Annotated in this window: 14 protein-coding genes and 1 tRNA gene; 12 read left to right on the top strand and 3 right to left on the bottom strand. The window is 65.6% G+C overall.

Features of this window, described 5'->3' with window-relative positions; all coding sequences use genetic code 11:
• Nucleotides 1-84: 84 nt before the first annotated feature.
• Nucleotides 85-1,329 (top strand): hypothetical protein, encoded by a 1,245-nt coding sequence (locus AADI75_RS04520; protein WP_341207852.1) that lies wholly within the window; start codon nucleotides 85-87, stop codon nucleotides 1,327-1,329.
• A 61-nt stretch (nucleotides 1,330-1,390) separates the two neighbouring features.
• Here the strand turns inward: AADI75_RS04520 and AADI75_RS04525 are convergent, their stop codons facing one another.
• Complete coding sequence (locus AADI75_RS04525; RefSeq protein WP_341207853.1) at nucleotides 1,391-1,852, bottom strand: Lrp/AsnC family transcriptional regulator; 462 nt, start codon at nucleotides 1,850-1,852, stop codon at nucleotides 1,391-1,393.
• Nucleotides 1,853-2,054: 202 nt separating this feature from the next.
• Here AADI75_RS04525 and AADI75_RS04530 point away from each other — a divergent pair, with 202 nt between their 5' ends.
• The 3 genes from AADI75_RS04530 to AADI75_RS04540 all read left to right on the top strand — a co-directional run bounded on the left by AADI75_RS04530 (nucleotide 2,055) and on the right by AADI75_RS04540 (nucleotide 4,010).
• Nucleotides 2,055-3,632: a sensor histidine kinase gene (locus tag AADI75_RS04530; RefSeq protein WP_341207854.1), complete on the top strand. Its 1,578-nt coding sequence runs from the start codon at nucleotides 2,055-2,057 to the stop codon at nucleotides 3,630-3,632.
• A 48-nt stretch (nucleotides 3,633-3,680) separates the two neighbouring features.
• Nucleotides 3,681-3,756, top strand: a tRNA-Ile gene (locus tag AADI75_RS04535).
• Nucleotides 3,757-3,806: 50 nt separating this feature from the next.
• Entirely contained in the window at nucleotides 3,807-4,010 is a 204-nt protein-coding gene (locus tag AADI75_RS04540; RefSeq protein WP_341207855.1) for a DUF5818 domain-containing protein, read from the top strand.
• 123 nt (nucleotides 4,011-4,133) lie between these two features.
• On the opposite strand, the gene AADI75_RS04545 is transcribed toward AADI75_RS04540, so the two are convergent.
• Entirely contained in the window at nucleotides 4,134-5,354 is a 1,221-nt protein-coding gene (locus AADI75_RS04545) for an NADP-dependent isocitrate dehydrogenase (protein ID WP_341207856.1), read from the bottom strand.
• Nucleotides 5,355-5,461: 107 nt separating this feature from the next.
• Between AADI75_RS04545 and AADI75_RS04550 the strand changes: the two genes are divergently transcribed.
• From AADI75_RS04550 to tsf, 4 genes are all read left to right on the top strand, one after another.
• Nucleotides 5,462-6,184 (top strand): phosphatidylserine decarboxylase, encoded by a 723-nt coding sequence (locus AADI75_RS04550; protein WP_341207857.1) that lies wholly within the window; start codon nucleotides 5,462-5,464, stop codon nucleotides 6,182-6,184.
• A gap of 4 nt (nucleotides 6,185-6,188) precedes the next feature.
• The gene (locus AADI75_RS04555) at nucleotides 6,189-7,001 is read left to right on the top strand and encodes a CDP-alcohol phosphatidyltransferase family protein (RefSeq protein WP_341207858.1); all 813 of its coding nucleotides are present in this window, start codon (nucleotides 6,189-6,191) and stop codon (nucleotides 6,999-7,001) included.
• A 469-nt stretch (nucleotides 7,002-7,470) separates the two neighbouring features.
• Nucleotides 7,471-8,262: a 30S ribosomal protein S2 gene (gene rpsB, locus AADI75_RS04560; protein WP_341207859.1), complete on the top strand. Its 792-nt coding sequence runs from the start codon at nucleotides 7,471-7,473 to the stop codon at nucleotides 8,260-8,262.
• Nucleotides 8,263-8,371: 109 nt separating this feature from the next.
• Nucleotides 8,372-9,304, top strand: coding sequence for a translation elongation factor Ts (tsf, locus tag AADI75_RS04565; protein ID WP_341207860.1), 933 nt, complete (start codon nucleotides 8,372-8,374; stop codon nucleotides 9,302-9,304).
• Between the two features lie 309 nt (nucleotides 9,305-9,613).
• On the opposite strand, the gene AADI75_RS04570 is transcribed toward tsf, so the two are convergent.
• Nucleotides 9,614-10,315, bottom strand: a complete 702-nt coding sequence (locus AADI75_RS04570; protein WP_341207861.1) for a choice-of-anchor K domain-containing protein — start codon at nucleotides 10,313-10,315, stop codon at nucleotides 9,614-9,616.
• Nucleotides 10,316-10,700: 385 nt separating this feature from the next.
• Between AADI75_RS04570 and pyrH the strand changes: the two genes are divergently transcribed.
• From pyrH to AADI75_RS04590, 4 genes are read left to right on the top strand one after another with little or no spacing between them, the layout of a single operon-like run.
• Nucleotides 10,701-11,444, top strand: a complete 744-nt coding sequence (gene pyrH / locus AADI75_RS04575; protein WP_341207862.1) for a UMP kinase — start codon at nucleotides 10,701-10,703, stop codon at nucleotides 11,442-11,444.
• On the top strand, nucleotides 11,431-11,988 hold the full coding sequence (gene frr, locus AADI75_RS04580) for a ribosome recycling factor (RefSeq protein WP_341207863.1): 558 nt from the start codon (nucleotides 11,431-11,433) through the stop codon (nucleotides 11,986-11,988). Before pyrH ends, frr begins: the two co-directional genes overlap by 14 nt.
• 28 nt (nucleotides 11,989-12,016) lie before the next feature.
• Nucleotides 12,017-12,748: an isoprenyl transferase gene (locus AADI75_RS04585; protein WP_341207864.1), complete on the top strand. Its 732-nt coding sequence runs from the start codon at nucleotides 12,017-12,019 to the stop codon at nucleotides 12,746-12,748.
• Between the two features lie 10 nt (nucleotides 12,749-12,758).
• A complete protein-coding gene (locus tag AADI75_RS04590; RefSeq protein ID WP_341207865.1) occupies nucleotides 12,759-13,592 on the top strand; it encodes a phosphatidate cytidylyltransferase in 834 nt (277 codons plus the stop codon).
• Nucleotides 13,593-13,643 lie beyond the last annotated feature (51 nt).

Raw genomic sequence — 13,643 nt, forward strand, 5'->3', positions numbered from 1 at the left:
GCGCTGGGCACTAGAGCAGCGACCGAGCGTTACGCCCGCGAATTCTGGAGAGACGTGTCGATGAAGACCCTTTCGAACGCCGTGATGGCTGTGCTTCTGGCTGGTGGTGCGACGGTCGCGCTGTCGCAGCCGGCGGTGGCACAGAAGAAGAAGGAAGAGCAGAAGGGCGATCAGCTCAAGCTCAGCAACGAGGTCCGCGGGCCCGCCGCGCAGGCGCAGACCGCGCTCGCGGCGAAGGATGTCGCGACCGCCGCGCCGCTGGTTGCCGCGGTCGAGGCCGCCGCCAAGACCGACGACGAGAAGTATATCGCCGCCGCACTGCGCCTCAACCTCGAGGTCATTCAGCCGGGCGGCCCGAACAACGCCAACCTCGTCGCGCCGCTCGACGCGCTGATCGCCAGCCCGCGCACCGCGCAGGCCGACAAGGCGAAGTACACGTATCAGCGCGGCGTGATCCAGGCGAACGCCAAGGATCCGGCGGGCGCGATGCGCTTCTTCGAGCAGGCGCAGCAGCTCGGCTACAACGACCCGAACCTGCCGCTGCAGCTCGTCAAGCTGAAAATGGATTCGGGCGATATCGCCGGGGGCTCGGCAGCGTTGGCCAAGATGGTCGATGAGCAGATGGCCGCGGGGCAGAAGCCGTCGGAGGACATCTTCCGCTACGCAATCTCGCGCAACAATCAGGCGAAGAACGCCGCCGAGACGCGCGCATGGATGCGCCGCTATCTGACCGCCTATCCGACCGCCAAGAACTGGCGCGACATGCTGGTGGTCTGGGGCATCCAGCCGCAGTCGATGGTGACGCTGGACAAGGGCCAGAAGGTCGACCTGTATCGCCTGCTGCGTGCCGGCAAGGCGCTGGCCGATCAGTATGACTATGAGATCTACGCGCAGTGGACCTTCGACCAGGGCCTGCCGTGGGAATCGAAGGCGGTGCTGACCGAGGGCAAGGCGGCCGGCAAGATCCCGGCGAACAGCCCGGACGCCGGCAGCTTGCTGGCGGCGGCGAACAAGTCGATCTCGAACGAGGGCTCGATGGCGTCGGTCGAGGCGCGCGCGATGAAGGCGGCCGACGGCAAGCTGGCCGCTAGCACCGCGGATGCGTATCTCGGCACCGGCGAGTATGCCAAGGCGATCACGTTGTATCGCGCGGCGCTTCAGAAGGGTGGCGTCGACGCTAATGCGGTGAACACGCGCTTGGGCATCGCGCTGACCAACTCGGGCGACAAGGTCGCCGCAAGGACCGCGTTCCAGGCGGTGACGGGCAGCCCGCGCGCCGATATCGCGGCATGGTGGATCGACTTCCTCGATCACCCGCCGGTCGCATAAGTCGTCCGGATTTCGGATGAAGCAGAAAGGGGCGGCCGGCGGGCCGCCCCTTTTTCGTTCGTCAGCCGATCGGTACGCCCGCCTGCGCCTTGAAGGTGCGGATCGTCAGCGACGATTTCACGCTGGTGACGTTCGGCGCCGAAGTGAGCTTGGTGGTCAGGATGCGCTGGAAGCTCTCCAGATCCTGCGCGACGATTTTCAGGATGAAGTCAATCTCGCCGTTTAGCATGTGACACTCGCGCACTTCGGGGATCGCGGCGACATGCGCCTCGAACGCGGCGAGATCGGCCTCGGCCTGGCTGCGCAGGCTGACCATCGCGAACACCGTGATCGGGAAGCCCAGCTTGGTGGCGTCACACTCGGCGTGATAGCCGCGAATCACTCCGGCCTGTTCGAGCGCGCGGACACGCCGCAGGCACGGCGGCGCAGTCAGGCCGACGCGCTCGGCGAGTTCGACATTGGTCATCCGCCCGTCCTCCTGCAGCAGCGCCAGGATTTCGCGGTCGATCCGGTCCAGGGTCATCACTATCTCACTCAACTTGCTCGCGCATTTTCGCGATAGCATCCTTGCAGCCGGCTATAGGATTGTTGCGCCGAAACGCAATTGTCCAAAGCTGCCTCAATACGGGATGCGGTGCGATTCTCGGCGATAGCCCCGAACCGGCCGCGTCACTAGGTACGGCGGCAGGATCATCCGCAAGCGATAAAAGAGGTCGATCGTTTCCGTGCGCTTCAACGACAGCCTGAAGACCGTCCTGGCCGCCGAGGCACGATCGGCGCTGGGCGCGCGCGCGGCGTACCGGCAGCTCGTCGACCTGATCGGCCGGGGCCGCGCACCGGCGGACGCCCCACTGCTGGCGCGCCTGCGACAGTTGCGCGACCGTGTGCCGGAGGCCGTACGGGTGGCGTGCGCGCGATCGCTGGCGCTGGTCGATGCGCCGCTGGCCCTGGTCGAAATGTTCGCGACCGACACACCCGATGTGGCGACGGCGACGCTGCGGGCCGTACGGCTTGATCCCGCGGCGTGGGAAGCGTTGTTGCCGCGGCTGGGGCCGGTCGGGCGGAACGTCCTGCGGCAGCGTCGCGACCTGCCCCCATCGGTCGAGCGCGCGCTGGAGAGTTTCGGTGGCGCCGATTTCCGGCTGGCTTACACGCCGGTGCCGGCGCGACCGGCTGCGGCGACGACCGGCGGCTTTGATGTGGCCGATCTGGTGCAGCGGATCGCCGCCCATCAGCGCACGGGCGGTGACGCGTTGCGTCCGCTCGCCGGTTTTCAGTTCGAAACCGACGCCGCCGGCGTGATCCGGTGGCTGGACGCGGCGCCACGCGGCGCAGTGATCGGGTTGACGCTCGACCATCGCGCCGGGGTCTGGGCGGGTGCAGCGGTCGACGGCGTCGCTTCCGGCGCCTTCCGCAAGCGCGCGCCGTTCTCGGGCGCGCGGCTGCGCGTGCCGGGCGAATCGGCGATCGCGGGCGAATGGCGGATCGCGGGGGTGCCGATGTTCGATCAGGCGACGGGGGCATTCACCGGCATGCGCGGTCAGGCACGCCGGCCGCGCGCCGATGAGCGTGCCGAGCGCGGGCTGGAGCGTGACCGGGCGGCGGGCGCGGAGGGCTTGCGGCGGCTGGTGCACGAATTGCGCACCCCGACGAACGCCATTGCGGGTTTTTCGGAGCTGATCGAACAGCAATTGCTGGGTCCGGTGGCCCCCGCCTATCGGGAGCGTGCAAGCGACATCCGTCGTCGCGTCGGCGATCTGATCGGGGCGATCGAGGATCTCGATCTGGCCGCCCGGATCGACGGGCATGCCTTGGAGCGTCGCGATGGCGTGGCACCGGCATCGGCGCTGTTGCAGCGGATCGTGGACGATCTGGCGCCGCTTGCGGCCCTGCGCGGCGCGGAGCTGGCATTGCCGGTTGTGCGTGATGCCGCCTGGGCCGTCGATCCCGTCGATGGGGAGCGCCTGATTGCGCGATTGCTGTCGGTTGCGCTGTCCGCTGCGGCACCGGGCGAGCGGCTGACGCTCGCACTGGTTGGTGGCGTGGGGACGCTGGCGCTGGCGCTAACGCCGCCCGAGGCCTTTGCCGGGCGCGACGAGGCGAGCCTGTTCGCGCTGGACGACGAGGATGCGTCGCGCGACGAGGGCGCACCGCTGCTGGGGATCGGCTTCGCGCTTCGGCTGGTGCGCAATCTCGCCGCCGAGCTGGGCGGTCGGTTCGTGATCGCGCCGGGGCTGTTCACGCTGCTGCTGCCCGCGGTCGAGGACAACGCGACGGGGCATGTGAGCGGCGGCACGACGTAGGCGCTTGCCACAAGGCGGGCAGCGGCGCTACGGGGCGGCGCGGTGTCGGGGCCTGTAGCTCAATGGTTAGAGCTGGCCGCTCATAACGGCTAGGTTGCGGGTTCGAGTCCTGCCGGGCCCACCACCGCCGTTCGGCGCGTTGCACGACACGCGCCTCGTCGCCATGTGCGACACATGACCAGCATCGGCACCCCCATCGACGAAACCGGATTGTTGGTGCGTGAGCACGGCGCGTTCGTCCTGCAGTGCGACCGGGGTGGGCGCTATGTGCTGGAGCTGCCGCGCGTGCCGGTTGACCATGTCCAGAAGCGGGTGCGCGTGCGCGGCGTAGTATGCGGGGAGGGGCGTGTCGCCGCCGAGGGCGTCAGCGCGGCGTAACGTCATGTTATTGCGAGCGTAGCGAAGCAATCCACGGCGTCCTGGTCCGGCTTTGGATTGCTTCGCTACGCTCGCAATGACGACCGGGCCGGCGGATCGTTCGTCCGCCGCCCGGCCGTCAGGTCAGGCCCAGTTGGCCATCTTCTTCTCGAGGTTGACGCGCACCGCCTCGAAGAACTGCTCGGTGGTCATCCAGCGCTGGTCCGGGCCGATCAGGATCGCGAGATCCTTGGTCATGTCGCCGCTCTCGACGGTTTCGACACAGACCTGCTCCAGCGTCTCGGCGAAGCGCGTCACGTCCGGCGTGCCGTCGAACTTGCCGCGATACTTCAGGCCGCCAGTCCAGGCGAAAATCGACGCGATCGGGTTGGTCGAGGTCGCCTTGCCCTGCTGATGCTGGCGATAGTGACGCGTCACGGTACCGTGCGCTGCTTCCGCCTCGATCGTCTTGCCGTCCGGGGTCATCAGGACCGAGGTCATCAGGCCCAGCGAACCGAAGCCCTGTGCGACCTGGTCCGACTGCACGTCGCCGTCATAATTCTTGCAGGCCCAGACGAACTCGCCGTGCCACTTCAGTGCCGAGGCGACCATGTCGTCGATCAGGCGGTGCTGATACTCGATGCCCGCCGCCTTGAACTGGTCGGCGAACTCGGCGTCGTAGACTTCCTGGAAGATATCCTTGAAGCGGCCGTCATAGGCCTTCAGGATGGTGTTCTTGGTCGACAGATAGACCGGCCAGCCGCGGCCTAGGCCATAGTTCATCGAGGCGCGTGCGAAGTCGCGGATCGATTCGTCGAGATTGTACATGCCCATGGCGACGCCCGAGCTGGGGAAGTTGAACACCTCCTCCTCGATCGTCTCGCCATTCTCGCCTTCCCACTTCATGGTCAGCTTGCCCTTGCCGGGCACCTTGAAGTCGGTCGCCTTGTACTGGTCGCCGAAGGCGTGACGGCCGACGACGATCGGCTTGGTCCAGCCCGGGATCAGGCGCGGCACGTTCGAGATCACGATCGGCTCGCGGAAGATCACGCCGCCCAGGATGTTGCGGATCGTGCCGTTGGGCGACTTCCACATCTTCTTGAGGCTGAATTCCTCGACGCGCTGCTCGTCCGGGGTGATCGTCGCGCACTTCACGCCGACGCCGTACTGCTTGATCGCATTGGCCGAATCAATGGTGATCTGGTCGTTGGTCTCGTCGCGCTTCTGCACCGAGAGATCGTAATACTTCAGATCGATGTCGAGATACGGAAGGATCAAGCGCTCGCGGATCCATTCCCAGATGATCCGCGTCATTTCGTCGCCGTCGATCTCCACGACGGGCGTCTTTACCTTGATCTTCGCCATGCTCGCTTGTCCTTCGAGGGGGTGGTTTGGTGCGGCGATAGGGGGAAGGGGGGCGGGGATCAACCTACGGCGTTGTCACCACGCGCTTACGCAGATAGGACGAAGCGATGACTTCGCTCGACAAGCCGCCGGTCGTCACGACCACCGTCAAGTGGCGCTTCCCCGCCGTTCACCCCGAGGGACAGAAATTCACCGCCATCGCGTTCGGCATCACCTTGTTGATGACGATCGTGTCCAAGGTGTTCTTCTGGCCGTTCCTGGGTCTGACGCTGTGGGTGGCGGCGTTCTTCCGCGATCCGGTGCGCACCACGCCGATCGGCGACGACCTGATCGTTTCGCCCGCCGATGGGCTTATCACCATGATCGAGCGGGTGCCCGTACCGCGCGAGCTGGTCGGCGATCTCGGCGAGGCGCCGATGGTGCGCGTGTCGGTGTTCATGTCGGTATTCGACGTCCACATCAATCGCTCGCCGATCGCGGGGACGATCCGGCAGGTCGTCTACATTTCGGGCAAGTTCCTCAATGCCGATCTCGACAAGGCGTCCGACGAGAACGAGCGCCAGCATTTCGTGGTCGAGGGCTTCGACGGCCGCCGCGTTGGGTTCACGCAGATCGCCGGGCTGGTGGCGCGTCGCATCGTCGGATTTGCCAAGATCGGCGACATCGTCGCGGCCGGGCAGCGCGTCGGGCTGATCCGCTTCGGCAGCCGGGTCGACGTCTATCTGCCCGAAGGCTTCGAGCCGCAGGTCGCGTTGGGGCAGCGCTCGGTGGCCGGCGAGACGGTGCTGGGACGCCTCGGCGTGCCGCGCATCACCGGCAAGTCGCAGTAACCGGATGCGCCCGCCGATTCGCCGCCCGCTTCGTCGCCCACCCGGTGGCCTGCCGCTGCGCGCGGTCGCGCCTAACGCGGTGACGGCGTTGGCGCTGTGCTCCGGATTGTCGGGCATCCGGTTCGCCATCTCGGCGCAGTGGGAAATGGCGGTCGTGATGGTGTTGATCGCGGGCGTGCTCGACGGGCTCGACGGCCGCGTCGCGCGCATGCTGCACGGCGAGAGCCGGTTCGGCGCCGAACTCGATTCGCTGTCCGACGCGATCTCGTTCGGCGTTTCGCCGGCGCTGATCCTGTATCTCTGGTCGCTGCATGCGCTGCCGCGGTTCGGCTGGATGGCGGCCTTGGTGCTCGCGGTCTTCTGCGCGCTGCGCCTCGCGCGGTTCAACGCGAACATCGACGCCGATGACCAGCCGCACAAATCGGCGGGGTTCCTGACCGGGGTGCCGGCACCGGCCGGTGCCGCGCTGGCGCTGCTGCCGCTGTTCCTGTGGTTCGTCACGGAGGCGCCGATCCTGCGCGATCCGCGGCTGGTAGCGCCGTGGACGGTGACGGTCGCGCTGTTGATGGTGTCGAGCCTCGCCACCTTCTCGACCGGATCGCTGAAGCTGCGGCCCAATATCCGTTTCGAGGCGATTGCGATCGTGGTCGCGGTCGGCGCCGCCGCCGTCAGTGCGCCGTGGCAGACCGCCGCCGCGGCCGGGATCGCCTATCTGCTCGCGCTGCCGTTCAGCGTTGCCAGCTATGCGCGCGTCAAGCGGCTTCGCGCGAGCGCAGTATCGCCCGCGTCATCGTCGACCCTGCCGCCCAACGCCTGACCGCGATCCGCCGCTCGGCGCGTACCAGCGTCGAGAGCGGTTCGAAACGCGCAATACCCGATTGCCCCCGCAGCACCGACGCGATCCGCGCGGCTTGCGGGAGTATCGTCGCAGCCAGCGCGTAAAACGCGAGCCCCGCCGCTCCACCAAACACCATTACCGCCATCAAGGTCGCCATGCTCGCCTCCTCGCACATCGTGCGAACCGTGGTGCTGTAAATTCCTGCACAGCGCCGTGGTTCCTAAATCAAGGTCAGAGCGGACGTTTAGGAATAAGGTTCCCGCTCTGTTCCCTTCCCTTGTTCCATCTATGTTCGCGGGTGTCAACACCCGATCGTCGGTTGCATCGCATGGCCGCTTAGGGTAAGGCGAGCGCCTCAACCCCGCATGGGGAGCATCATCACCCGGTGCGCTGGCCTTTCAGGTCGCGTCACTCGCTCCCCAGAGGCTTAACCGGAAGGAAACACATCATGGCGGCTCCTGTCGTCTCCATGCAGCAGCTCATCGAAACCGGCGCGCACTTCGGCCACCAGACCCACCGCTGGAACCCGAAGATGAAGCCCTACATCTTCGGCGATCGCAACGGCGTCCATATCCTTGACCTGTCGCAGACCGTGCCGCTCTTCGCGCGCGCTCTGGAGTTCATCAGCTCGACCGTCGCGGGCGGTGGCAAGGTTCTGTTCGTCGGCACCAAGCGCCAGGCGCAGGAGCCGGTCGCCGAGGCCGCGCGTCGTGCGGGCCAGCATTTCGTCAATCACCGCTGGCTGGGCGGCATGCTCACCAACTGGAAGACGATCTCGAACTCGATCAAGCGCCTCAAGACGCTCGAAGAGCAGCTCTCGGGCGACACGCACGGCCTGACCAAGAAGGAAGTGCTGAACCTGACCCGCGAGCGCGATAAGCTCGAGCTGTCGCTGGGCGGCATCCGCGACATGGGCGGCGTGCCCGACGTGATGTTCGTGATCGACGCCAACAAGGAAGAGCTGGCGATCAAGGAAGCCAACACGCTGGGCATCCCGGTCGTCGCGATCCTCGATTCGAACGTTTCGCCGGACGGCATTGCGTTCCCGGTGCCCGCCAATGACGACGCGGCGCGCGCGATCCGCCTGTATTGCGAGGCGATTGCGATCGCCTCGACCCGCGGCAACCAGCAGCAGCAGGCGAGCCGTGGCGTCGACCTGGGCGCGATGAGCGAACCGCCGGCCGAAGAGGCGCTGGCCGTCGAGCCGGCCGCGGCCGAGGGCGAAACCGCCGTCGCGTAAAGCGCTTGTCATGGAGGCGTCGTAATCGGCGCCTCCACTATTTCCCGATCGACGCGTGGCGATGGAAATGTCGCCGCGCGTCGACTCCATCACAATCGAGGACAGTCAAATGGCCGATATCACGGCAGCGATGGTCAAGGACCTGCGCGAGAAGAGCGGCGCGGGCATGATGGACTGCAAGAAGGCGCTGAACGAGGCTGGCGGCGACACGGACGCGGCGCTGGACTGGCTGCGCACCAAAGGCCTGGCCGCAGCGCAGAAGAAGTCGAGTCGCACCGCCGCCGAGGGTCTGGTCGGCGTCGCCGTTGCCGGCACCAAGGGTGCGGTGGTCGAGGTGAACTCGGAAACCGACTTCGTCGCCAAGAACGAGCAGTTCCAGAACTTTGTCCGCGACGTGACGCAGATTGCGCTCGCCACCGGCGGTGACGTCGATGCGATCAAGGCGGAGAAGATGCCGTCGGGCACCACCGTCGAGGAGGTGCTGACCAACAACATCGCGACGATCGGCGAGAATCAGTCGATCCGCCGCGCGCGTCAGCTGAGCGTCGAGAACGGCGCGGTCGTGGCTTATGTCCACAACCAGCAGGCGCCGGGGCTGGGCAAGATCGGCGTGCTGGTCGCGCTGGAGAGCACCGCCGCCGACGACGTGCTGCAGGGACTGGGCAAGCAGCTGGCGATGCACATCGCGGCGGCGTTCCCGACGGCGCTGAACGAGAACGACCTGGACGAGGCCGAGATCGAGCGCGAGCGCGCGATCGCGACCGAGAAGGCGTCCGAATCGGGCAAGCCCGCCGACATCATCGCCAAGATGGTCGAAGGCTCGATCGCCAAGTACCGCAAGGAGCATGCGCTGGTCAGCCAGTTGTTCGTCATGGACGGCAAGACCAAGATCAGCGACGTGGTCGCCAAGGCCGGCAAGGACGCCGGTGCCGAGATCGTGCTGAAGGACTATGTCCGCTTCCAGCTCGGCGAGGGCATCGAGAAGGAAGTGTCCGACTTCGCCGCCGAGGTCGCCGCCGCTTCGGGCGTCCCGCAGGGCTGATCGATCTGCGTCAGAGCGCGCCAACAGGTGCCCCGGTGCAAACCGGGGCATTTTTTTTTGGGGTCGGGGATCACGTGGTGTTGTCAGAGTAGGTAAAAGGTGAGTTCGGGCTCCGACTGACGATCTCGAGCGATCAGATTGCTAACCGCTCGGCAGTATTAACGACAAACGGTGCAGCGCGCACCGCCCAGGTAGCCGGGTCCGTAGGTGCCGAGGCACTCGGACCAACAGCGAGTACCAGAGCACGATAAACAAAAAGGGTGCCGGCTTGCGCCGACACCCCCGTTGCAGTTCGAAGAATGGTACGATTTAGGCAATCTGCGTCGTGTAGCGCACCTTGCGGCGGCGCATCGCCATGCCGACCACGCCGAAGCCGGTCAGCATCATCGCCCAAGTGGCGGGCTCCGGTACCGCCGGAGTGACCATGGCGAACAGGTCGGCCGAGGCGCTGCCACCCTCACGGACACGGAATTCGGTCGCGCTTTGCGTGACAAAGCCGTCGCCGGTGATGTTGCCGAAGCCGGTCAGCTTCACGCCGTACGTGATGCCGTCGGCAACGAACGTACCGGCCGAGAACGACGTCGGCAGCGACAGATAGTCGGCGTTTTCGTCGGCGGTGCCGTTGTTGAGCGTGTTGTTGATGCCGAACGAGAACACATTCGAGAACTTGCCAATGTTCGGGTTGGCGAAGGTCAGGTCGAGCGCGAGATCGACGGCGTTCATCTCCGTACCGCTCTGAACAGTGCCGTTGAAGTAAGTAAGGCGTCCGACTTTGAACGGCGAGTTGTAAACGCTCGAAAAAGTCCCGGCGTCGAAACGCAGCTTATTCACACCGACATTATCGGACGCGACGCCCCAAGTAATGCTGTTCGTGCCCACGCCGGTGGTCACCGCACTGGCGGGCGCCGGGTTCTGAAATACAGCCTGAGTCGTTCCCGACACATCGGCGGCCAGTGCAGGAACCGGCGCAAGTGCTACAACTGCGGCGAGCGCAATATGCTTAATAATCATGTTGTTAACCCTCGATGGCTGGAGATTTTGTTTGCAATTAGGAAAGTAGATAGGCCTGAGTTGGCCGTCAATGATCAGTTAATGTTGAGCAGCTATCAACAGGTCGCTCTTTAAGAAAAAAGTAATACCACACTAAATCATGCATTTATGATGGCTATACTTGCCGAAACGAATCGGTTGGTGGCCGTTCGCTAAATTTGCGCGAGTCGTTTCTGTATCGTTATAGGACGGTTGGGTCGGGAGGGGGCGAAGCCTGCAGCGGCATCGGCGAACGCGTGAGACGAAGCAGGATCCGGGTGTGCCGGCGGCATGCAAACGAACCTTGCGACACCGACACGCGCCGCCTAAGCCCTGTTCCGCGCCTACAATGTGCCGACGGACGAACATGACCCATAGCCCTTACAAACGCATTCTACTGAAGCTGTCGGGGGAGGTCCTGATGGGGCAGGGCGGCCTTGCGATCGACACCGCGGTGACTGCGCGCGTCGCCGAGGAGATCGCCGACGTGCGCGCACAGGGCTATGAGTTGTGCGTCGTCGTGGGGGGCGGCAACATCTTTCGCGGCATTTCCGGGGCGGCGAATGGCATGGAGCGTGCCACCGCCGATTATATGGGGATGCTGGCGACGGTCATGAACGCGCTGGCGGTGCAGAACGCGCTGGAGACGATCGGCGTCGATACGCGCGTGCAGTCGGCGATCCCGATGCACTCGGTGTGCGAGCCGTTCATCCGTCGGCGCGCCGAGCGGCATTTAGAGAAGGGGCGCGTCGTGATCTTCGCGGCCGGTGTCGGCTCGCCGTTCTTCACGACCGACAGCGGCGCGGCACTGCGTGCGGCCGAGATGAATTGCGACGCCTTGTTCAAGGGCACCTCGGTGGACGGCGTCTATGATGCCGACCCGAAGAAGGTGGCCGATGCGAAGCGTTACGACACCGTTAGCTACGATATGGTTCTGGCGAAGAACCTGAAGGTGATGGATGCCAGCGCCGTGGCGCTGTGCCGTGATTCGGATATTCCGATCGTCGTGTTCAACATCCGCGAGCATGGCAATTTCGCCGCCGTGCTGGACGGCAAGGGCGTATCGACGGTCGTGCAGAAGAAGATGGAGACTGTTGATGCCCGCGTATGACAAGGCCGACCTCGAGCGGCGTATGAACGGCGCGATCGAAGCGCTGAAGGGCGATCTCAGCGGCTTGCGCACCGGCCGCGCCTCGACGTCGCTGCTCGATCCCGTCACCGTCGAGGTCTATGGCGCGCACATGCCGCTCAACCAGGTCGCGACCGTCTCGGTCCCCGAGCCGCGGATGCTGTCGGTGCAGGTGTGGGACAAGACGAACGTCGGCCCCGTCGAGAAGGCGATCCGCTCGGCCGGACTCGGGCTTAACCCGATCAACGACGGCCAGACGCTGCGGCTGCCGATCCCCGATCTGACCGAGGAGCGCCGCAAGGAGCTGGCGAAGCTGGCCGGGCAATATTCGGAGAAGGCCAAGGTCGCGGTGCGCAATGTTCGGCGCGACGGCATGGACGCGCTGAAGACCGACGAGAAGAAGAACGTCATCTCCGAGGACGATCGCAAGCGGCTGGAAACCGAGGTCCAGAAGCTCACGGATGCGACGATCGCCGAGATTGATGCGGTATCGGCCGCGAAGGAAAAGGAAATCCTCAACAAGTGACGTCGCGCGCGCTTCGGGGAGGGATGTGATGGCGACCGCGGCGATCCCGCAGGCCGCACCGGCCGTCCTGCCGCGTCATGTGGCGATCATCATGGACGGCAACGGCCGCTGGGCCGCTGCCCGACGGCTGCCGCGGGCGATGGGACATCGCGCCGGCGTCGAAGCAGTGCGCACCGTCACGCGTGCGGCACGCACGATGGGGATCGAGGCGCTGACGCTCTATGCTTTCTCGTCGGAGAACTGGCGGCGGCCAGCCGAGGAGATCGGCGGGTTGATGAAGCTGCTCAAGCTGTTCATCCGTAACGATCTTGCCGAACTGGTGCGGGAAGGCGTGCGGCTGCGCGTGCTGGGCGACTATCGCCGCTTCCCCGAAGATGTGGTCGCGCTGATCGACGATGCGCTGGCCCGTACGGCCAACAATCTCGGTCCGATCCTGGCCATTGCGCTGAACTATGGTGCACAGGCGGAACTGGTCGCGGCCGCGCAGTCGCTGGCGGCACGGGCGGCGGCAGGGGCGCTGGATCCTGCCGCGATCGACGCCGAGACGATCGACGCCGAGCTTGAGACGCACGATCTGCCGCCACTCGACCTGCTGATCCGCACCTCGGGCGAGCAGCGGCTGTCGAACTTTCTGCTATGGCAGGCCGCTTACGCCGAATTGCTGTTCGTCGACACCTTGTGGCCGGATTTCGATGCCGAGGCGCTGGCCGGCGCGGTCGAGGCGTTCGGCCGACGCCAGCGTCGCTACGGCGGGCTGTGATCCCGTTTCCATGAGCGACGACGCTCCGCTCCCGCCGACTCCCGACGCCAAATTGCGGACGCCGTCGAACCTGCGACTGCGCATGATCGCCAGCGTCGGGATGATTGTGGTCGCATCGGTGGCGCTGGTGCTGGGCGATATCGCTTTCTGGCTGCTCGCGGTGGTCATCGCGCTGTTCATGATGGCCGAATGGTCGAATCTGCATCATGTCGATGCGCGGACGAAGCGGCTGGCGCAGATGGCGCTGAGCGTTCCGCTGGCGACGATGGCGCCCGCATGGTTGATCATCGAGCCGCATGACTTCTTCACGCTGGGTCTGATCGGTGGCGCGGCGTTCTTCGTGGTGATTGTCACCAAGCTGCCGCAACTGGCGGTCGGCATAGTATATTGTGGAGTGCCGGTGTTGGCGTTGGTGGTGTTGCGACGGCATGACGATCACGGTCTGCTCTACGCCTTCTGGGCGATGGCACTGGTCTGGGCGTGCGACATCGGTGCGTTCTTTGCGGGGCGCTCGATCGGTGGTCCGAAGCTGGCGCCGCGTCTGTCGCCGAACAAGACCTGGGCCGGGCTGATCGGCGGGACGATCGCGGCGAGTGCACTGGGTCTGGTGCTCCACGCGACCGCGGGATTGCCGCTCGCGCTGGCGCTATGTTCGCCGCTGCTGGCGGTGCTGGCGCAGGTCGGCGATCTCTACGAGAGCTGGCTGAAGCGGCGCGCAGGGGTGAAGGATTCGGGCAATATCCTGCCTGGGCATGGCGGCGTGCTGGATCGCCTCGACGGGCTGGTGCCCGTCGCGCCGGTCGCGGCGGCGCTGGTGTTGATCCTGCCGAGCCTGACGGTATGAAGACCGTCAATATTCTGGGTGCGACCGGCTCGGTCGGCACCTCGACGCTCG

It is taken from the genome of uncultured Sphingomonas sp. (assembly GCF_964021865.1).
Lineage (GTDB): Bacteria > Pseudomonadota > Alphaproteobacteria > Sphingomonadales > Sphingomonadaceae > Sphingomonas.